This is a genomic window from Brevundimonas sp. GW821-FHT10E09, from assembly GCF_058809375.1.
The window spans coordinates 64,057-81,699 of sequence record NZ_JBXASO010000007.1 but is presented as its reverse complement, the minus strand read 5'-3'; the positions used below and the strand labels follow the sequence as shown (position 1 = coordinate 81,699).

Below are 17,643 nucleotides of genomic sequence, written 5' to 3'. Positions count from 1 at the left end.
GCGATTCATCCCCATATAGCGATGTCGCGCCGGACCCGCCCGGCCCTTCCCGCGTTCCCGGACAGCATGACCGAAAAGCACAACTTCATCCGCGTTCGCGGCGCCCGCGAGCATAATCTCAAGGGCGTGGACCTCGACATTCCCCGCGAACAGCTGGTGGTGATGACCGGCCTGTCAGGCTCGGGCAAGTCGTCCCTGGCGTTCGACACCATCTACGCCGAAGGCCAGCGCCGCTATGTCGAGAGCCTGTCGGCCTATGCGCGCCAGTTCCTGGAACTGATGGGCAAGCCGGACGTGGACCTGATCGAGGGGCTGTCCCCCGCCATCTCCATCGAACAGAAGACGACGTCCAAGAACCCGCGCTCGACCGTCGGCACGGTCACCGAGATCCACGACTATATGCGCCTGCTATGGGCGCGGGTCGGCGTCCCCTATTCCCCCGCCACCGGCCTGCCGATCGAGAGCCAGACCATCAGCCAGATGGTCGACAAGCTGGTCGCCCTGCCGGACGGCGAGCGGATCCTGCTGCTGGCCCCCGTCGTCCGGGGCCGCAAGGGCGAATACAAGAAGGAAATCGCCGAGTGGCAGCGTCAGGGCTTCCAGCGGCTGAAGATCGACGGCCAATTCTATCCGATCGACGAAGCCCCCACCCTGGACAAGAAGTTCAAGCACGACATCGACATCGTCGTGGACCGTATCGTCACCAAGCCTGACCAGGAAGCCCGCTACGCCGACAGTCTTCAGACCGCCCTGGGTCTGGCCGATGGAATCGCCAACGCCGAATGGGCCAGCACGGCCGAGGGCGAGACGGCGCCGCGCAGCCTGCTGTTCTCGGAACGGTTCGCCTGTCCGGTGTCCGGCTTCACCATCTCCGAGATCGAGCCGCGGCTGTTCTCGTTCAACAATCCCTTCGGCGCCTGCCCGGTCTGCGACGGCCTCGGGGTCAAGCTGGCCTTCGACGCCGATCTGGTGATCCCGGACCGCGACAAGAGCCTGCACAAGGGCGCCGTCGCGCCATGGGCGCGCGGCCCCTCGCCCCTCTACACCCAGACCCTGCAGTCGCTCAGCCGCCACTACGGCTTCTCGATGGACGTGGCCTGGCGCGAGCTGCCGGCCCAGGCGCACAAGGCGATCCTGTATGGAACCGGCGCCGAGAAGATCAAATTCACCTACGACGACAACGCCCGCAAATACGAGGTCTCCAAGCCGTTCGAGGGTGTGCTGCCGAACCTGGAGCGTCGCTGGCGCGAGACCGACAGCGCCTGGGTGCGCGAGGAACTGGCCCGTTATCAGTCCGAAACGCCCTGCGACGCCTGCCACGGCAAGCGGCTGAAGCCCGAGGCCCTGGCGGTCAAGGTGGGAGGGCAGGACATCGCCGACATCTCCACCCTGTCGATCAAGAAGGCCTACGACTGGGTCCAGGCCCTGCCCGAGGCGCTCAGCGACAAGCAGATGGAGATCGGCCGCCGCATCCTGAAGGAGATCGGCGACCGGCTGCGATTCCTGAATAACGTCGGCCTCGACTATCTGTCGCTGTCGCGATCCTCCGGCACCCTGTCGGGCGGCGAGAGCCAGCGCATCCGTCTGGCGTCGCAGATCGGCTCGGGCCTGACCGGCGTGCTCTATGTGCTGGACGAGCCGTCCATCGGCCTGCACCAGCGCGACAACACCCGCCTGCTGGAAAGCCTGAAGGGGCTGCGCGACCTGGGCAACTCGGTGCTGGTGGTCGAGCACGACGAGGAAGCCATCCTGACGGCCGACTATGTCATCGACATGGGCCCGGCCGCCGGCGTCCACGGCGGCACGGTCTGCGCCGAGGGCACGCCCGCCGAGGTCATGGCCAATCCGAACTCCCTCACCGGCAAATACCTGACCGGCGAACGCGAGATCGAGATTCCTGTCGATGGTCGCCGTCCCATAAATCGCAAGCGGATGCTGAAGATCAGCGGCGCCAGCGGCAACAATCTGAAGAGCGTGACCGGCGAGATCCCCGTCGGCGTCTTCACCTGCATCACCGGCGTGTCCGGGGGCGGCAAGTCCACCTTCACCATCGAGACCCTGTACAAGGCCGCCGCGCGCCGTCTGAACAATGCGTCGGAAGCCCCCGCCCCCTTCGACCGCATCGAGGGGCTGGAGCATTTCGACAAGGTGATCGACATCGACCAGTCGCCGATCGGCCGCACCCCGCGCTCGAACCCGGCGACCTACACCGGCGCCTTCGGCCCCATCCGCGACTGGTACGCCGGCCTGCCGGAATCCAAGGCCCGCGGCTACGGACCCGGCCGGTTCAGCTTCAACGTCAAGGGCGGCCGCTGCGAGGCCTGCCAGGGCGACGGCGTCATCAAGATCGAGATGCACTTCCTGCCCGACGTCTATGTCACCTGCGACGTCTGCAAGGGCAAACGCTACAACCGCGAGACCCTGGAGATCGTGTTCAAGGGCAAGTCCATCTCGGACGTGCTGGACATGACGGTCGAGGAGGCCGCGACCTTCTTCAAGGCCGTGCCGCCGATCCGCGACAAGATGCTGACGCTGGAACGCGTAGGCCTGGGCTACGTCAAGGTCGGCCAGCCGGCCACCACCCTGTCGGGCGGCGAGGCCCAGCGGGTCAAGCTGTCCAAGGAACTGGCGAAACGCGCTACCGGCCGCACCCTGTACATCCTCGACGAACCGACCACCGGCCTGCATTTCGAGGACACCCGCAAACTGCTGGAAGTGCTTCAGGAACTGGTCGAGGCCGGCAACACCATCGTGGTGATCGAGCACAATCTGGATGTCATCAAGGTCGCCGATTATCTTCTGGACTTCGGTCCCGAGGGCGGCGACGGCGGCGGCGAAATCGTCGCGGTCGGCACGCCCGAACAGGTGGCGGACAACACCGCCAGCTGGACCGGCAAATACCTCAAGGAGGTGCTGGACCGGCACGAGACCCGCCGCAAGGCGCGGGTCGCGGCGCTTGGCGGGTCGGTGGGCGAACCTGTGAAGAAGAAGCGGGTGAAGGCGTCGGCCTGACGCCTTCACCGCCGGTTTGCGGGTCGGTTCAGCGGTCCCGCAGACCCTGCCAGGCCGCCGAGAAGGGCGCATAGAGCACCGCCAGCTGCAGGGCGGACATCAGGGCGTTGACCACGGACCAGACCAGGATGGCGGGCCAGGCGCGCGCCAAGACATCCAGGGTGGACAGGCCGTCCATGCCCGCCAGAACAGAGATGCCGCCGGTCGCCAGATCCGTGCCCGCGCTGATGATCGTGCCAAGAATGCTGACGATCAGGCTCATGATCACGGCGATGATCGTCATGCCCAGCAGGGGCCAGAACTGGCCGTTGGTGGCCTTGAACGACTCGAACAGGGTGAACTTGCGCCGGTCGATCGTCATCGGCACGGCCAGGCAGAGCTTGATCGAAAGCCAGATCACGAGAGCCGCCGCGGCCAGGCCCAGGATCAAGGCGAGCAGATACATGACCGCCTGACCCGAGGCGACCCCGAGGCCGAACACGGCCACGACAATGGCGGAAAGCACCCCGCACAAAAGCCCGACGATCACCCCGATCGCCAGCGTGACCGCGAACACCCGAACCTCGTCCATGCCCAACCGCAGATAGCCCCAGGCGTTCTCGGCGGGCCGCAGCACCGACCGAGCCACGGCGGCGCTGAGCACAGCCCCGATCACCAGGCCCAGAGGCGCCAACCAGACGAGCAGGCCCATATAGGCCTGCCCCAGGGCCATCATCTCCTCAGGCGACGGATTGGACGACTGTTCCAGCGTCTGGGCCGAGGCCATGATCGCGGCCCATTGGCCGGCGCCCAGACCGAAGGTCGCCACATACAGGACCAGATAGGCCAGACCCCAGATCAGGGCTGTCACCGGATGGCGACGCACCACCCGAAATCCTTCGAACGCCGCGTCGGTGGCGGAAAAGCTCATGCTGCACTCCAAATCAGATTGGCGCGATCCTAGACCATCGTGTCAGCCGCGTCGCCCGCCGAGGTGGCGGCGGGCGACGTCGCTGCGGCGAACATGGGGCCGGACGGCCCATCCAGAAGCTGACGGCAGGCGGAGGCGAAGGGCGCGCTGAGCAGGGTCATGACCGCCCCATAAACAAAGCCGCCGGGCACAAGCATCAGCCCGGCCACCGTCGCCAACACCGGCGGCGATGGAAACAGCTCGCCCAGGGTGGCGGGAGGCGACTGGGCCGTGATGTCCGCGAGAACACCGCTGGCGAACAGGGCGACGATCACGACAAAGGCCAGGACGAAATAGACGACCAGATAGACCAGCCAGGTGCAGACCAGCAGGCCCAGCAAAGGCAGGGTGCGCCCGCGGCCCAGGGCCCAGCCCTCGACGAAGGCGAACCGTTTCAGGATCAGGGTGGCGGGCGCGATGAGGGACAGCCGCGCCATGGCGACGACGACCAGTGCGATCAGACCCAGCACCAGAACGAAGCCGCCGATCATCGCCGCCGCCTCATTGGCCTGCCACAGGGTGGCGACGAGGGCCGCGCCCAGCAGCACCAGAATGATCACGGCGATATAGGCCCCGACAAACAGCGCCAGCCCCACGACCACCAGCCGCAACTCGTCCATTCCCGCGCGCAGGAAGAAGGTTTGTTCGGGCCGGCCGATCATCAACGTCGCCCGCATGGTCGCCGCCCAGATCACGACCGCCAACACGGCCTGTCCGACGTTCAACAGCATGGACAGGCCCTGAACCGCCATCAGTTTCCCGAACATTTCCGGCGGCGGCTCGGCGCCGTCCGTCAGAGGCAGGTCCGCCAGGGTTCCGAACATCAGAGCCACAGCCAACAGGCTGAAGCCCATCATCAGAAATCCCCAGACGAAGACCGCCATGGGATGGCGCCGGATCACGCGTCCCGGCGTCGCCATGGCCTCGCCGATGGAAAATATCTCAGTCATGGGGGGCTCCTTGCGGTGTCCAGTACTCGAGTCTGCGATAGGCCGCACCCAGGAAAGCCAGAGCCAGGGGCGCCTCGAACGCGGAGATCACCACCGCCCACACGATCCACGTCGCCACGCCGGATGGCAGGCCCGCCCCCGTCAGGATCAGCAGTCCCAGGATCGGCAGGCCCACGACCACGACCAGTCCGCCCAGCAGAGGCCGGAAACTGCCCTGGGCGATCCCCATGCTGTTCAGGGACACCATGTGTCCGCGCCCCAGGGTGGCCGGGGCGAACAGCGACAGGCGCACGACCATCACCAGCACGCCGTAGAAGGCCAGCAGGGTCACGACCGCCAGCAGGACCAGTTTCCAGATCGGCCCCACCGCCGCCCAGTCCCGCAGGCGGATCGCCTCGGCGTTCAGCTCGGCCATGCCGAACACGGCCAGCAGCACCAGGGCCACGACCGACAGGATCATGGCCATGAAGACCGAACACAGCAGGGCGGCGCCCAGCAGGCGCAGTTCAGGCAAACCCAGTTGCAGACCCGCCGCCCCCAGGCCCAGCCGCCGCGCGTCGTTTCGGTCGTCGCTGATCGCCGTGCGCGCCAGGGCGCCGATCAGGATGAGGCCGGCGACCAGCGCCGCCGCCGCCCAAACCCAGCCCAGGACGCCGACCATGAAGGGTCGCACGGCCCACACAAGGGCGCAGACCGCCATGGCGCCCCAGGCCCAACGCCACGCCCTGACCAGGCCGACGACCGACGCCTTCAGCGCCTCGCCCAGCCGCAATCGCCTGTCGTTCGTCACGATCATCGCCCCATATCCCCGCCTCAGACATAGCAGGGGATCATGACATCACGCCAGACGACCGCTAGAAGGCCGCGATGACTGCTTCCCCCTCTCCTTCCCCTATTCACGTCATCGGCGGCGGCCTCGCCGGCTCGGAGGCCGCCTGGCAGATCGCCCAGGCCGGCGTGTCCGTGATCCTGCACGAGATGCGCGGCGTGCCCGGCGTGAAGACCGACGCTCACCAGACCGACGGCCTGGCCGAACTGGTCTGCTCCAACTCCTTCCGGTCGGACGATTGGGAATACAACGCCGTCGGCCTGCTGCACGCCGAGATGCGGGCGCTGGACTCGATCATCATGGCCTGCGGCGACGTCAACCAGGTGCCGGCAGGCGGCGCCCTGGCCGTGGACCGCGACGCCTTCTCCGACGCCGTGACGGCGAAACTGGCGGCCCATCCGCTGATCACCATCGTGCGCGAGGAGATCGCAGGCTTGCCGCCTGAGGACTGGGACAATGTCATCGTCGCCACCGGCCCCCTGACCTCGCCCGCCCTGGCCGAGGCCATCCTGAAGGCGACGGGCGAGGAAAGCCTCAGCTTCTTCGACGCCATCGCCCCCATCGTCCACGCTGACTCGATCGACTTCGACATCGCCTGGCGTCAGTCGCGCTATGACAAGGAAGGCCCGGGCGGAGACGCCGCCGCCTACGTCAACTGCCCGATGGACAAGCCCCAGTACGAGGCCTTCATCGACGCCCTGCTGAACGGCCCCAAGGCCGAGTTCAAGGACTGGGAGCACGTGCCCTATTTCGACGGCTGCCTGCCGATCGAGGTCATGGCTGAACGCGGCCGCGAGACCCTGCGCCACGGCCCGATGAAGCCGGTCGGCCTGACCAACCCGCGCGACCCGCTGGTCAAGTCCTACGCCATCGTCCAGCTGCGTCAGGACAACGCCCTGGGCACCCTGTTCAACATGGTCGGTTTCCAGACCAAGCTGAAGCACGGGGCCCAGGCCGAGGTCTTCCGCATGATCCCCGGCCTCCAGAACGCCCAGTTCGCGCGTCTGGGCGGCCTGCACCGCAACACCTATCTGAACAGCCCCCAGCTGCTGGACAAGCAGCTGCGGCTCAAGGCCATGCCCCGCCTGCGCTTCGCCGGCCAGGTGACCGGGGTCGAGGGCTATGTCGAGAGCGCCGCCATGGGCCTGCTGACCGGCCGCCTCGCCGCGGCGCAAGCTCTGGGCCGCGACCTGTCGGCGCCCCCGCCCGAGACCGCCATGGGCGCCCTGGTCGAACACATCACCGGCGGGCACCTGGAAGGGTCCAAGTTCCAGCCGATGAACATCAACTATGGCCTGCTGCCGCCGCTTGAGGCGCCCAAGGTCGATGAAGACGGCAAACGCATCCACCCGAAGGAACGCGGCCGGGCCAAGAAGCGGCTGCAGAGCATCCGGGCGATGGAAAACCTGAAGGCCTGGCGGGACGCGGGCTAAACCCGTCCGCGCACCGTCGCCCAGATCAGTCGCAGGCGCTTGACCGGTTCCGGCTCGTCGGGCGTCGTCAGGGCGGCCGAGGCCACGGCCGGGAACCCCTCGGCCGGCAAGCCCTTCAAGGCGGCGTTGGCCTTGGGCCGCGCGGCCTTCGCCTCGTCGATCCGCCCGACTTGGCCCAGCCCCCGCACCCGCCCGGCCTCGACCACCTTGTCGGCATGACCCGGACCGGCCAGCACCTGGACCGCCGCCTGCATCGGGCCGACGTAGAAGGCGTCCAGGTCATGCGGCTCGCCGTGGACCCGGCCGATATGGGCCTCGATCAGGGCGTCGAAGGGGGCGCGGTCCAGGGCGTGGCGGGCGACCAGGTCGGTCAGGGCCTCCAGCACCGGATGCCCCTTGCGCGCGATCCCGGCGAACACCCCGTCCATCTGTTCCGCCCACCAAGTGTAGCGCATCTCGGCCAGCAGGGGCTGGGTCACCCGCGTCGGGATGGACATCAGCTCGGCCTCGAAGGCGTAGAGCGTGATCAGATCGGCGCGGACGCGGTCGTCGGCGACCAGACGGCTGGACAGCCAGCGGTCCAGATCGGCGGCGCGAACCTGGGCGTCCAGGGTTCCGGCCACCGCCGCCGGATCGGGTTCAGGCGGCACGCGAAACGGCGAAATCGGCCAGGTCTTCCAGGGCCGCGCGCCAGTCCGACGCCGGCAGGACCGACAGGGCGGCCTTGGCCTGATCGGCGTAGTCGCCGGCCAGATCCAGGGTCGCGCCGATGGCGCCGGAACCGACCACCAGTTCGCGGGCGCGGGCGAAGTCCTCGGGCGTGCGTTCGCCCTTGGTCACGGTCCGCTCCCAGAAATCGTCCTCGCGGCCCCGGGTGCGGGCCACCGCCAGCAGCAGCGGCAGGGTGGCCTTGCCCTCGTTGAAGTCGTCGCCGGCGTTCTTGCCCAGGGCCTCGGCCGTCGCGCCATAGTCCAGGGCGTCGTCGGCCAGCTGGAAGGCTATGCCGAGGGCCATGCCGTAGTCGCGCAGGGCGGCGGTCGCGGCGGCGTCTGCCCCGGCGCCCACGGCCCCCGCCTCGGCGGCGGCGGCGAACAGTTCGGCGGTCTTGGCCGAGATGATCTGCAGATAGGTGGCCTGGTCCAGGTTCAGGTCGTGGGCGCGGGTCAGTTGCAGCACCTCGCCTTCGGAGATCACCCGCGACGCCTGGGCCAGGATGCCCAGGGCGCGCATCGAATCGGTCTCGACCATCAGTTCGAAGGCGCGGGCGAACAGGAAGTCGCCGACCAGCACACTGGTGGGCGCGCCCCAGATCAGGTGGGCCGCGACCTTGCCGCGCCGCAGTTCGGAGGCGTCGACGATGTCGTCGTGCAACAGGGTGGCGGTGTGAATGAACTCGACCGCGGCGGCCAACTTCTTCGGCGACAGGATGTCGCCCTCGGCGCCAGAGGCGCGGGCGGCGGCGACGGTCAGCAGGGGTCGCAGGCGCTTGCCCCCGGCCGAAACCAGGTGTTCGGCCAGTTTGGGGATGATCGGCACATCCGACTGCATCCGATCGATGATCAATGCATCCACCTCGGCCATGTCGGTTCCGGCCAGCCGGACGAGGGCGTTCACATCCCCCTTCGGACGGGGAGAGGCGGCGAGGACTGCGTCCAAGGGATATTCTTTCACACGTCGCGCGACCTGGGCCGCGTCAGGCAATTCCGACCGCGTCCGCTTGCCGGATCGCGATGCGGCGCACAATGGTGATAGGCCCACGGAGGGTCAAGGAGATTGAGGCTTGGACATGGCTCCCGCCGCCCCGGATGTCGTCGAGAACGCTCTTCTGGACGGGCGTGTCCGCCTGCGTCAGCCCGCACGCGGCTATCGGGCGGGCATGGACGCAGCCTTGTTGGCCGCCGCCGTCGCTCCCCGTTCTGGCGACCGCCTGTTCGAGGCGGGCTGCGGCGCCGGGGCCGTGCTGATGCAGATCGCGGCCCGTCATGCCGGAGTTTCGCTGACCGGGCTGGAGCGCGATTCGGTCGCCGCTGGCCTCGCGCGCGAGAATGCCGACCTGAATCAATCTGCTGATCGAATCAGGATTTTCGACGGCGACGTGGCCGACGGGTTCCGTCCTTTGGACCTGCCCCCGTTCGACTGGGCCGTGTCGAACCCGCCCTTCTTCGACGACCCCGGCGCCCTGCGCGCCCCGGCGCCCGGCAAACAGGGCGCCTGGATGGCCGACGACGGCCTGTCCGCCTGGACCGGCCTGCTGCTGAAAGCGGTGCGCGAGGGCGGCCGGATCGTGATCATCCACCGGGCCGACCGTCTGGCGGACCTGCTGACCCTGCTGGGCGAAAAGGCCGGCTCCTTCGCCATCCGCCCGGTCCAGCCCTTCGCCGACGAACCGGCCAAACGCGTGCTGGTCCAAGCGATCAAGACCGGCAAGGCCCCCCTGCGCCTGCTTCCGCCCCTGGTGCTGCACGACCGCTCAGGGGCCAAACACACGCCCGAGGCCGAGGCGATCCTGCGGGGCGAGGCGGCGCTGGGGTGGTAGGGTCTGGCGCCCGCGATCTTCCCCCGCTTGCGGGGGAAGTGTCAGGTCGTGGCGCGTAGCGACACGCCTGACGATGGGGGAAGTCATCTTCTGGACGAGACTTCCCTCTCCGTCGCTGGATCGGCTTCGCCGATCGACGCGACACCTCTCCCGCAAGCGGGAGAGGGTCTATGAAGTTCCCTAAATCAAACCCGCCAGCGGCGAGGACGGATCCGCATACATCCGCTTCGGCATCCGCCCCGCCAGATAGGCGTCACGCCCCGCGATCACCGCATGCTTCATCGCCCGCGCCATGCGGATCGGATCCCTGGCCCCGGCGATTGCGGTGTTCATCAGCACGGCGTCACAGCCCAGCTCCATCGCCCGGGTCGCGTCCGAGGCCGTGCCCACGCCGGCGTCCACCAGAACCGGCACCTTGGCCTGTTCGACGATCAGCCGCACATTGACCTCGTTCTGGATGCCCAGGCCCGAGCCGATCGGGGCGGCGGCCGGCATGATGGCGGCGGCCCCGGCGTCTTCCAGCCGCTTGGCCATGACCACGTCGTCGGTGCAATAGACCATGACGTCGAACCCGTCCTTGATCAGCAGGTCCAGCGCCCGCAGCGTCTCGATCATGTCGGGATAGAGGTGGGCGGTGTTGGACAGCACCTCCAGCTTGACCAGGCTCCAGCCCCCCGCCTCGCGCGCCAGCCGCAAGGTCCGCACCGCGTCCTCGCCGGTGAAACAGCCGGCGGTGTTAGGCAGGAAGGTGAACCGGTCGGGCTTCACATAGTCGACCAGCATCGGCTGGCTCGGATCGGTCAGGTTCACCCGGCGCACGGCCACGGTCACGATCTCGGCGCCCGCCGCCTCGGCGGCGGCGGCGTTCTGGGCGTAGTCGGCGTATTTGCCGGTGCCCACGATCAGGCGCGAGTTGAAGGTGCGGCCGGCGACGGACCAGGTTTCGGGGGCTGTATCGGTCATGGACGCTGACCTAGTCCTCCCCGAGCGCAAGGGAAAGCGCCGTTGCCCCTTTTGATCGGGATCACCCGCCGCCGACGAACTGGACGAGTTCGATCCGGTCCCCCTCGGCCAGGGCGGTGACGGCGTGCAGCGACCGGGGCACGATCTCCAGATTACGCTCGACCGCCACCTTGCGGGGGTCCAGCGCCAGTTCCTCGACCAGCTCCGTCACGGTCGTCGCATAGACCTCGCGTGGATCGCCGTTGACTTGAATACGCAAACCGTCTGCCTCGATGTCGTGTGTGGGCGTTTCATAGCGCGTTTTGGCGCGGAGGGCATGAGGCGCCGTCGCATTCACATGGCCTACCCCAATTCGTCATCCTCTGGCTTGACCCGAGGATCGAGTGGCCCGGCGCTTGTACGACAGCCCAGACGCAACGCCCGATCCGCGCCATTAACGCCCCCTGCGACGGGAAAGCCGTTGACGCCTGCGCGGATGACGTTAGGTCAAGCCGTTTCGACGCTGCGCTTTGACCCGCGCCGCGCCTAAGCTACAAGGCCGGCCCTGAACCGTCAGAGGTCGCCCGATTCCGGAGCCTCGATTCGAGAACCGATGTCCGACACGTCCGTCATCTATGTGCTGAACGGCCCCAACCTGAACCTTCTCGGGGCAAGGGAGCCGGAGATCTATGGCCGCGACACCCTGGCGGACATCGAACAGCGCTGCGTGACGGCGGCGGCGGGCGAGGCGCAGATCGTGTTCCGCCAGACCAACCACGAAGGCGTGCTGGTCGACTGGATCCAGGAGGCGCGTGAAAGCGCGCAGGCCCTGATCATCAACCCGGCGGCCTATAGCCACACCTCGGTCGCCCTGCACGACGCGCTGAAGACCCTGACCATTCCGGTCATCGAGCTTCATCTGTCCAATCCGGCGGCGCGCGAGGCGTTTCGCCATCACTCCTATGTGTCGTCCGCGGCGACCGGCGTCATCGCCGGCTTCGGCGCGGCCGGCTATGAACTGGCCGTCCAGGCGGCTCTCACCAAGGTTCGGGAACGCGCCTGAGGGCCGACCCGTTCGCATTCCAAGACGAAAGACAAAGGCGCAACGCAATGGCCGATGACAAGAAACACGCCGAGATCGACGCCGCCCTGGTTCGCCAGCTGGCCGAGATCCTGAACGAAACCGACCTGACCGAGGTCGAGGTCGAGCGCGGCGAGCTGCGCATCCGCGTCGCGCGCGAAATCACCATGCACGCCGCCCCGGTCCAGTACGCCGCCGCCCCGGCGCCAGCCGCTGCGCCCGCAGGCCCCGCCGCTCCGGTCTCCATGCCGTCGGACCCGGCCACCATCGTCGCCCGCGCCGGTGAAGAGGTGAAGTCGCCGATGGTCGGCACCGCCTATCTGCAGGCCTCGCCCGAGGCGCCGGCCTTCGTCCAGCCGGGCGACAAGGTCAAGAAGGGCCAGACCCTGCTGATCGTCGAGGCCATGAAGACCATGAACCCGATCCAGGCCCCGCGCGACGGCGTCGTGGCCGAGATCCTGGTCGGCGACGCCCAGCCGGTCGAGTTCGGCGAGCCCCTCGTCCTGCTGGAAGCCTAAGGCGCCCTGATGTTCACCAAGGTCCTGATCGCCAACCGCGGCGAGATCGCGCTGCGCATCCACCGGGCGTGCAAGGAGATGGGCATCTCCACTGTCGCCGTGCACTCGGAAGCCGACCGCGGCGCCATGTGGGTGCGGCTGGCCGACGAGAGCGTCTGCATCGGCCCCGCCTCGGCGGCCAAGTCGTATCTGAACATCCCCTCGATCATCGCGGCGGCCGAGATCACCGGCGCCCAGGCGATCCACCCCGGTTACGGCTTCCTGTCCGAGAACGCCCGTTTCGCCGAAATCGTCGAAGCCCACGGCATGACCTTCATCGGCCCCAAGCCCGAACATATCCGGGTCATGGGCGACAAGATCAGCGCCAAACAGACCGTCATGGACGCCGGCATCCCCGTGGTCCCCGGCTCCAAGGGCGAGGTCGAGACCGTCGAGGCGGCGATCGAGGCGTCCAAGTCCATCGGCTTCCCCCTGATCGTCAAGGCGGCGGCGGGCGGCGGCGGACGCGGCATGAAGGTGGCCCTGACGGCTGATGATCTCGTGGAGGCGGTGCAGACCGCCCAGTCCGAGGCCAAGGCCGCCTTCGGCAACGGCGCCGTCTATATGGAGCGCTATCTCCAGAAGCCGCGCCACATCGAGATCCAGGTCATTGCCGACAGCCACGGCAATGTCGTCCACCTGGGCGAACGCGACTGCTCGCTGCAACGCCGTCACCAGAAGGTGCTGGAAGAGGCCCCCTCGCCCGCCCTGTCGGCCGAGGGTCGCAAGCAGATCGGCGAGACGGTCAACAAGGCTATCGCCGCCATCGGCTATCTGGGCGTCGGCACCATCGAATTCCTGTGGGAGGACGGCGAGTTCTTCTTCATCGAGATGAACACCCGCCTGCAAGTCGAGCATCCGGTCACGGAAATGATCACCGGCGTCGACCTGGTCCGCGAACAGGTCCGTATCGCCGCCGGCCTGCCCCTGTCCTTCACCCAGGAGGACATCGAGTTCAAAGGCCACGCCATCGAGGTGCGGATCAACGCCGAGAACCCCGAGACCTTCACCCCGTCGCCGGGCAAGATCACCGACTTCCACGCCCCCGGCGGCCTGGGCGTGCGTCTGGATAGCGCCATCTACGCCGGCTATTCGATCCCGCCCTATTACGACAGCCTGATCGGCAAGCTGATCGTCCACGGCCGCGACCGCGAGGAGGCCATCGCCCGCCTGAAACGCTCGCTGAACGAGATCGTCATCGGCGGCGTCGACACCACCATCCCCCTGTTCCAGAAGCTGTTGCAGGAGCCCGACATCCTGTCCGGCGACTATGACATCCACTGGCTGGAGAAATGGGCCGCCCGTCAGAAGGGCGACGCCTGACGCTGGCTTGATCAGAGGAACCGGCCCATGCGCATCGCGGTCTTTGCGACCAAGGCCTATGACCGCCGGTTCCTCGACCTGGCCAACGCCGAGTTCGGCCACGACCTGAACTGGTTCGAGGCGCGGCTGGACGACACCACCGCCCCGCTGGCCGACGGTTTCGACGCCGTCTGCGTCTTCGTCAACGACCGGCTGGACGCCCCCGCCCTGACCCGACTGGCCCAAGGCGGGGTGCGCGCCGTGGCCCTGCGCTGCGCCGGCTACAACAATGTCGATCTGCGCGCCGCCGAGGCCCTGGGCCTGGCCGTCATCCGCGTGCCGGCCTATTCGCCCGAGGCGGTGGCGGAGTTCACCCTGGGCCTGCTGCTGGCGATGAACCGCAACATCCCCCGCGCCTCGGCCCGCGTGCGCGAGAACAACTTCGCCCTGGACGGCCTGATCGGCCGCAACCTGTCGGGCCGGACGGCCGGGGTCGTCGGCACGGGGCGGATCGGCGCCCTCGTCGCGCGGGCGCTGAAACTGGGTTTCGGCTGCGAGGTGCTGGCCCATGATGTGGTCGAGGACCCGGCCCTGACCCAGATCGGCGTCCGCTACGTCGATCGCGACACCCTGCTGCGCCAGTCCGACATCATCAGCCTGCACTGCCCGCTGACGCCCGATACGCGCCACCTGATCGACGGCCCGACCCTGGAGGCGGCGCGCCCTCGCGTGATGATCGTCAACACCAGCCGGGGCGCCCTGATCGACACCCAGGCCCTGATCGACGCGCTGAAAAGCCATCGTGTCGGCGGCGTCGCCCTGGACGTCTATGAGCAGGAAGGCGATCTGTTCTTCGAGGACCTGTCGAACGAGATCATTCAGGACGATGTATTCCAGCGCCTGCTGACCTTCCCCAATGTCCTGGTCACCGGCCACCAGGCCTTCCTGACCGAAGAAGCGCTGACAGCCATCGCCGTGACCACCCTGTCGGGTCTGGCCGAGATCGAGGCCGGACGCGTCCCCGCCAATCGCGTCACCGCCGACCAGATCCGTCCCGCCCCATGACCGAGCCGGACTACAGCGCCCAAGGGCCTCTCGGCGGCTTCGGCCCCGAGGACCTGCTGGGGTGCTACGCCCGGGGCGTGTTCCCGATGGCCGAGTCGCGCGACGATCCGCGCGTCTTCATCATCGAGCCGGAGCAGAGGGGCGTCATACCCCTGGACGCCTTCCATATCCCCACACGCCTGCGCCGCACCGTGCGCAACGAACCGTTCGAGGTGCGGGTCGATACCGCCTTCGAGGCGGTGCTGGACGGCTGCGCGGCGGCCCAGGGGCCCGAGCGCGAGGAGACCTGGATCAACGCGCCGATCCGGCGCCTGTACGCCGCCCTGTTCGCCCAGGGCTTCGTCCATTCGGTCGAATGCTGGAAGGACGAGCGGCTGGCCGGCGGCCTTTACGGCGTCTCCGTGGGCGGCGCCTTCTTCGGCGAGAGCATGTTCAGCCGCGAACGCGACGCCTCCAAGGTGGCGCTGGTCCATCTGGTCGCGCGCCTGAGAAAAGGCGGCTGGACCCTGCTGGACGCCCAGTTCCTGACCGACCACCTCAGCCAGTTCGGCGCGGTGGAGACGCCCCAGGCGGCCTATCTGCGACGGCTGAAACCCGCGTTGAAGGGGACGGTGGACGAGACCGTCCTGATCGCGCCGATGACGGGGGCCGAGGCGGTGGACTGGGCCTTAAGACCGGCCTGAAGCCCTGTCCGGACAAGATGGGCGCGGTGTCCGGACAAGGCCGGGCTGGCTTGCCCGAGAATGCGGCGCCTTGTTGGGCCCATGCCCAAGACCCCATCGCCCCCGACCTCCGCCCTGAATGAAGCCCGCGAAATTGGGAGCGTCCTGCTCGGCGCCCTGGTCCTGGCGAGCTTGATCCGGATTCTGCTGTTTCAGCCCTTCACCATTCCCTCGTCCTCGATGGAGCCCGGCCTGGTCACCGGCGACTATATCGTCGTGTCCAAATACGCCTATGGCTGGAGCCGGGCCTCCCTGCCCTTCAACCTTCCGGTCTGGAGGGGCCGCCTGTTCGAGCGGCCGGCGGCGCGGGGCGACGTCGTCGTCTTCCGCCTGCCGCGTGATCCGGAACAGGTCTGGATCAAACGGGTGATCGGCCTGCCCGGCGATAGGGTTCAGGTCCGGGCCGGACAGGTCTTCGTGAACGGCCGCGCCATAGACCAGACCCGGCAGAGCATCGTCCGCGACCATGACGCGCCCCAGCGGAGCGTGCTCGAAGTCCGCGAAACCCTGGCCGGCGGCAAGACCTATGTCACCTACGACGGCGGCCCCGATCAGGCCGGCGACGACACGTCGGTCTATCGGGTCCCAGCGGGTCAGTATTTCATGATGGGCGATAATCGCGACAACTCGCTGGACAGCCGCTGGCCGTCCGCCATCGGCGTCGGCCTGCTGCCGGCCGCGAATATCGTCGGTCGGGCCGAGATCGTCGTGGCGTCCTGGAAACCCGGCGCCGGCCTGTTCAAGCCCTGGACCTGGCTGAACCTTCAGTGGGGTCGGTTCCTGGCCCCTGTCCGCTAGCGGGCGCGAAACTCGTCGAAGCGGATCACGCCGTCATGGTTGCGGTCCAGGCGGTCGAAGTCGGCTTTGCTCGGCGCGACGGACTGGGCCAGCGAAGGCGCGGCCGCCGCCCCCAGCGCCAGGCCGGCCACGGCGGCGGCCAGCAGCGGACGCCATCCCATGCCAACCGACGGCCGGGCTTCAGCGGATCGGTCGAGCTCGGCCTCTATGAAGCTGCGGATCGCGTCGCTGGCCGTGCGGCCTTCGGCGCGGCACCGGCTCATAAAGGCCGTCTTGGTCACATAGGGCAGGCGAACCTCGACCGTTTCGCTCTTTTTCGGCGGTCTTTGTCGGTTCATCTCGCCCTCCATGGCGACGGTCTAGTTCTTACAGCCCACCACCCAGGCGTCGTAATTGGGATTCTGAAGCCCGCTGACGGCCGGGGACGAGGCGAACATCCAGCCGCGGTAGATCTGGCGCGGTTCGGCCGGCTGGTTGGCGCCGCGCGATTGCAGCGAGACATCGACGTAGGCGATAGCGTCTTCGGTCAGTTCGTCAGGCGTCGAGACTTCGCAGGCTCGGACGCTGAAGATCAGGTTGCGGTTGAAGCGGACCGGACGGCCGCCGACTTCGACCTCGAACTTCATGGTCTCGGCTGTGGTCTTGTCGATAGCCTGGATGACGGCGAACTTGCGCCGCTGGCGGCGAGCGGGCGTGGCCGGCTGTTCGATGGCCTTTTCGACCACCGGCTTTTCGGAGGCGGCTTCTTCCTCGGCCTTTTCCGCGACGGCCTCATCCTCGGCGATGACGACGGAGGGCGGCGGCGTCACCGCCACCGGCGTCCGGGGCGCGGGTGCGGCGGCCGGGGCGGTCTCGGTCGGCGCATTGGCGGGTTGGGCCGGCGTGGTGCGCAGGATGTCGCCGATGGGATCCTGGACCGGACGGGCCTCGCGCGGCGAGTCCTGAAGGACGCTGGCGGTCACCGCCCCGGCGCTGAGCGCCGCGACGACGGCCGCCCCGCCCAGCAGGAGCCGATTCGGTCTCACTCGGGCGTCCAGGCCTGATAGTCGCCGGTCGCGGCGGGGCGTTTGGCCTCGGCGGCCAAAGAGCCTTGCGGACGCCAGGCCATCGGGGTGCCGGTGAAATTCGGCAGGTGATCCTTCTCCCACGCGCGGCGCGGCAGAGGCGCCTCGGTGGGCGGCAGGTCGAAGGTGTAGCGCAGCCAGCCGTGCCAATCGGCCGGCACCTTGGACGCGTCGGCATAGCCTTCGTACACGACCCAGCGGCGCTTGCGGCCGTCGTAGCTCGAGTTGTCCTTGGCCTCGTAATATTTGTTGCCGATCTCGTCGGTCCCGACGAAACGGCCGCGCTTGGCGATCGTGAAGAGGGTGCCGATCGTGGCCCCGTTCCACCAGGCGAAAATCTTGTTCAGCACGTCGTCAAAACCCACGCGAAATTCCCGCAGAAAAAGAGCCTGCGGCCGGAGCG

At 68.0% G+C, this 17,643-nt stretch carries 19 protein-coding genes; 9 read left to right on the top strand and 10 right to left on the bottom strand.

Going from position 1 to position 17,643, the window contains the following annotated elements; genetic code table 11:
- Positions 1 to 66 precede the first annotated feature (66 nt).
- Positions 67 to 3,012 (top strand): excinuclease ABC subunit UvrA, encoded by a 2,946-nt coding sequence (gene uvrA / locus AC1RSI_RS08395; protein ID WP_154725202.1) that lies wholly within the window; start codon positions 67 to 69, stop codon positions 3,010 to 3,012.
- Positions 3,013 to 3,040: 28 nt separating this feature from the next.
- Here the strand turns inward: uvrA and AC1RSI_RS08390 are convergent, their stop codons facing one another.
- The 3 genes from AC1RSI_RS08390 to AC1RSI_RS08380 are packed head-to-tail and all read right to left on the bottom strand — an operon-like array spanning position 3,041 to position 5,707.
- Entirely contained in the window at positions 3,041 to 3,922 is an 882-nt protein-coding gene (locus AC1RSI_RS08390; RefSeq protein WP_154725203.1) for a hypothetical protein, read from the bottom strand.
- A gap of 29 nt (positions 3,923 to 3,951) precedes the next feature.
- Positions 3,952 to 4,911: a hypothetical protein gene (locus AC1RSI_RS08385; RefSeq protein WP_154725204.1), complete on the bottom strand. Its 960-nt coding sequence runs from the start codon at positions 4,909 to 4,911 to the stop codon at positions 3,952 to 3,954.
- Positions 4,904 to 5,707, bottom strand: a complete 804-nt coding sequence (locus AC1RSI_RS08380; protein WP_154725205.1) for a hypothetical protein — start codon at positions 5,705 to 5,707, stop codon at positions 4,904 to 4,906. The genes AC1RSI_RS08385 and AC1RSI_RS08380 overlap by 8 nt, the downstream gene beginning before the upstream one ends.
- Before the next feature lie 71 nt (positions 5,708 to 5,778).
- On the opposite strand from AC1RSI_RS08380, the gene trmFO reads away from it, so the two are divergent.
- Positions 5,779 to 7,173 carry a methylenetetrahydrofolate--tRNA-(uracil(54)-C(5))-methyltransferase (FADH(2)-oxidizing) TrmFO gene (trmFO, locus tag AC1RSI_RS08375; protein ID WP_035305063.1) on the top strand — a complete coding sequence of 465 codons (1,395 nt, stop codon included), beginning with the start codon at positions 5,779 to 5,781 and terminating at the stop codon, positions 7,171 to 7,173.
- Here trmFO and AC1RSI_RS08370 read toward each other — a convergent pair.
- Together AC1RSI_RS08370 and AC1RSI_RS08365 are read right to left on the bottom strand one after the other, a co-directional pair.
- Positions 7,170 to 7,823: a squalene/phytoene synthase family protein gene (locus tag AC1RSI_RS08370; protein WP_154725206.1), complete on the bottom strand. Its 654-nt coding sequence runs from the start codon at positions 7,821 to 7,823 to the stop codon at positions 7,170 to 7,172. The two genes, trmFO and AC1RSI_RS08370, sit on opposite strands and share 4 nt — an antisense overlap.
- Positions 7,813 to 8,829, bottom strand: a complete 1,017-nt coding sequence (locus AC1RSI_RS08365; RefSeq protein ID WP_154725207.1) for a polyprenyl synthetase family protein — start codon at positions 8,827 to 8,829, stop codon at positions 7,813 to 7,815. Before AC1RSI_RS08365 ends, AC1RSI_RS08370 begins: the two co-directional genes overlap by 11 nt.
- A 130-nt stretch (positions 8,830 to 8,959) precedes the next feature.
- Here AC1RSI_RS08365 and AC1RSI_RS08360 point away from each other — a divergent pair, with 130 nt between their 5' ends.
- The gene (locus AC1RSI_RS08360; RefSeq protein WP_008259558.1) at positions 8,960 to 9,709 is read left to right on the top strand and encodes a tRNA1(Val) (adenine(37)-N6)-methyltransferase; all 750 of its coding nucleotides are present in this window, start codon (positions 8,960 to 8,962) and stop codon (positions 9,707 to 9,709) included.
- A 180-nt stretch (positions 9,710 to 9,889) separates the two neighbouring features.
- Here AC1RSI_RS08360 and AC1RSI_RS08355 read toward each other — a convergent pair whose 3' ends face one another.
- Both AC1RSI_RS08355 and thiS read right to left on the bottom strand, forming a co-directional pair.
- Entirely contained in the window at positions 9,890 to 10,672 is a 783-nt protein-coding gene (locus AC1RSI_RS08355) for a HisA/HisF-related TIM barrel protein (protein ID WP_154725208.1), read from the bottom strand.
- A gap of 61 nt (positions 10,673 to 10,733) precedes the next feature.
- Positions 10,734 to 10,931: a sulfur carrier protein ThiS gene (thiS, locus tag AC1RSI_RS08350; protein ID WP_054766899.1), complete on the bottom strand. Its 198-nt coding sequence runs from the start codon at positions 10,929 to 10,931 to the stop codon at positions 10,734 to 10,736.
- Between the two features lie 333 nt (positions 10,932 to 11,264).
- Between thiS and aroQ the strand changes: the two genes are divergently transcribed.
- From aroQ to lepB, 6 genes are all read left to right on the top strand, one after another.
- Positions 11,265 to 11,714, top strand: a complete 450-nt coding sequence (gene aroQ, locus AC1RSI_RS08345) for a type II 3-dehydroquinate dehydratase (RefSeq protein WP_154725209.1) — start codon at positions 11,265 to 11,267, stop codon at positions 11,712 to 11,714.
- 47 nt (positions 11,715 to 11,761) lie between these two features.
- A complete protein-coding gene (gene accB, locus AC1RSI_RS08340) occupies positions 11,762 to 12,250 on the top strand; it encodes an acetyl-CoA carboxylase biotin carboxyl carrier protein (RefSeq protein ID WP_154725210.1) in 489 nt (162 codons plus the stop codon).
- Positions 12,251 to 12,259: 9 nt separating this feature from the next.
- Positions 12,260 to 13,612: an acetyl-CoA carboxylase biotin carboxylase subunit gene (gene accC, locus AC1RSI_RS08335; RefSeq protein ID WP_035305084.1), complete on the top strand. Its 1,353-nt coding sequence runs from the start codon at positions 12,260 to 12,262 to the stop codon at positions 13,610 to 13,612.
- A 27-nt stretch (positions 13,613 to 13,639) separates the two neighbouring features.
- Positions 13,640 to 14,656, top strand: a complete 1,017-nt coding sequence (locus AC1RSI_RS08330) for a 2-hydroxyacid dehydrogenase (protein ID WP_154725211.1) — start codon at positions 13,640 to 13,642, stop codon at positions 14,654 to 14,656.
- The gene (gene aat, locus AC1RSI_RS08325; RefSeq protein ID WP_154725212.1) at positions 14,653 to 15,339 is read left to right on the top strand and encodes a leucyl/phenylalanyl-tRNA--protein transferase; all 687 of its coding nucleotides are present in this window, start codon (positions 14,653 to 14,655) and stop codon (positions 15,337 to 15,339) included. Before AC1RSI_RS08330 ends, aat begins: the two co-directional genes overlap by 4 nt.
- An 81-nt stretch (positions 15,340 to 15,420) precedes the next feature.
- On the top strand, positions 15,421 to 16,176 hold the full coding sequence (lepB, locus tag AC1RSI_RS08320; RefSeq protein WP_008261214.1) for a signal peptidase I: 756 nt from the start codon (positions 15,421 to 15,423) through the stop codon (positions 16,174 to 16,176).
- Here lepB and AC1RSI_RS08315 read toward each other — a convergent pair.
- The 3 genes from AC1RSI_RS08315 to AC1RSI_RS08305 are packed head-to-tail and all read right to left on the bottom strand — an operon-like array spanning position 16,173 to position 17,590.
- Complete coding sequence (locus tag AC1RSI_RS08315; RefSeq protein ID WP_035305262.1) at positions 16,173 to 16,514, bottom strand: hypothetical protein; 342 nt, start codon at positions 16,512 to 16,514, stop codon at positions 16,173 to 16,175. The genes lepB and AC1RSI_RS08315 overlap by 4 nt on opposite strands.
- Positions 16,515 to 16,535: 21 nt before the next feature.
- Positions 16,536 to 17,201 (bottom strand): DUF2155 domain-containing protein, encoded by a 666-nt coding sequence (locus AC1RSI_RS08310; protein WP_008260685.1) that lies wholly within the window; start codon positions 17,199 to 17,201, stop codon positions 16,536 to 16,538.
- Positions 17,198 to 17,590: an NADH:ubiquinone oxidoreductase subunit NDUFA12 gene (locus AC1RSI_RS08305; protein WP_035305092.1), complete on the bottom strand. Its 393-nt coding sequence runs from the start codon at positions 17,588 to 17,590 to the stop codon at positions 17,198 to 17,200. The genes AC1RSI_RS08310 and AC1RSI_RS08305 overlap by 4 nt, the downstream gene beginning before the upstream one ends.
- Positions 17,591 to 17,643: the final 53 nt, after the last annotated feature.

Coding starts and splice junctions, on each gene's coding strand:
- accB (WP_154725210.1), top strand. CDS start 11,762: ATGGCCGATGACAAGAAACACGCCGAGATCGACGCCGCCCTGGTTCGC.
- AC1RSI_RS08360 (WP_008259558.1), top strand. CDS start 8,960: ATGGCTCCCGCCGCCCCGGATGTCGTCGAGAACGCTCTTCTGGACGGG.
- AC1RSI_RS08385 (WP_154725204.1), bottom strand. CDS start 4,911: ATGACTGAGATATTTTCCATCGGCGAGGCCATGGCGACGCCGGGACGC.
- AC1RSI_RS08355 (WP_154725208.1), bottom strand. CDS start 10,672: ATGACCGATACAGCCCCCGAAACCTGGTCCGTCGCCGGCCGCACCTTC.
- AC1RSI_RS08330 (WP_154725211.1), top strand. CDS start 13,640: ATGCGCATCGCGGTCTTTGCGACCAAGGCCTATGACCGCCGGTTCCTC.
- aroQ (WP_154725209.1), top strand. CDS start 11,265: ATGTCCGACACGTCCGTCATCTATGTGCTGAACGGCCCCAACCTGAAC.
- accC (WP_035305084.1), top strand. CDS start 12,260: ATGTTCACCAAGGTCCTGATCGCCAACCGCGGCGAGATCGCGCTGCGC.
- AC1RSI_RS08380 (WP_154725205.1), bottom strand. CDS start 5,707: ATGATCGTGACGAACGACAGGCGATTGCGGCTGGGCGAGGCGCTGAAG.
- AC1RSI_RS08390 (WP_154725203.1), bottom strand. CDS start 3,922: ATGAGCTTTTCCGCCACCGACGCGGCGTTCGAAGGATTTCGGGTGGTG.
- aat (WP_154725212.1), top strand. CDS start 14,653: ATGACCGAGCCGGACTACAGCGCCCAAGGGCCTCTCGGCGGCTTCGGC.
- trmFO (WP_035305063.1), top strand. CDS start 5,779: ATGACTGCTTCCCCCTCTCCTTCCCCTATTCACGTCATCGGCGGCGGC.
- lepB (WP_008261214.1), top strand. CDS start 15,421: ATGCCCAAGACCCCATCGCCCCCGACCTCCGCCCTGAATGAAGCCCGC.
- AC1RSI_RS08315 (WP_035305262.1), bottom strand. CDS start 16,514: ATGAACCGACAAAGACCGCCGAAAAAGAGCGAAACGGTCGAGGTTCGC.
- uvrA (WP_154725202.1), top strand. CDS start 67: ATGACCGAAAAGCACAACTTCATCCGCGTTCGCGGCGCCCGCGAGCAT.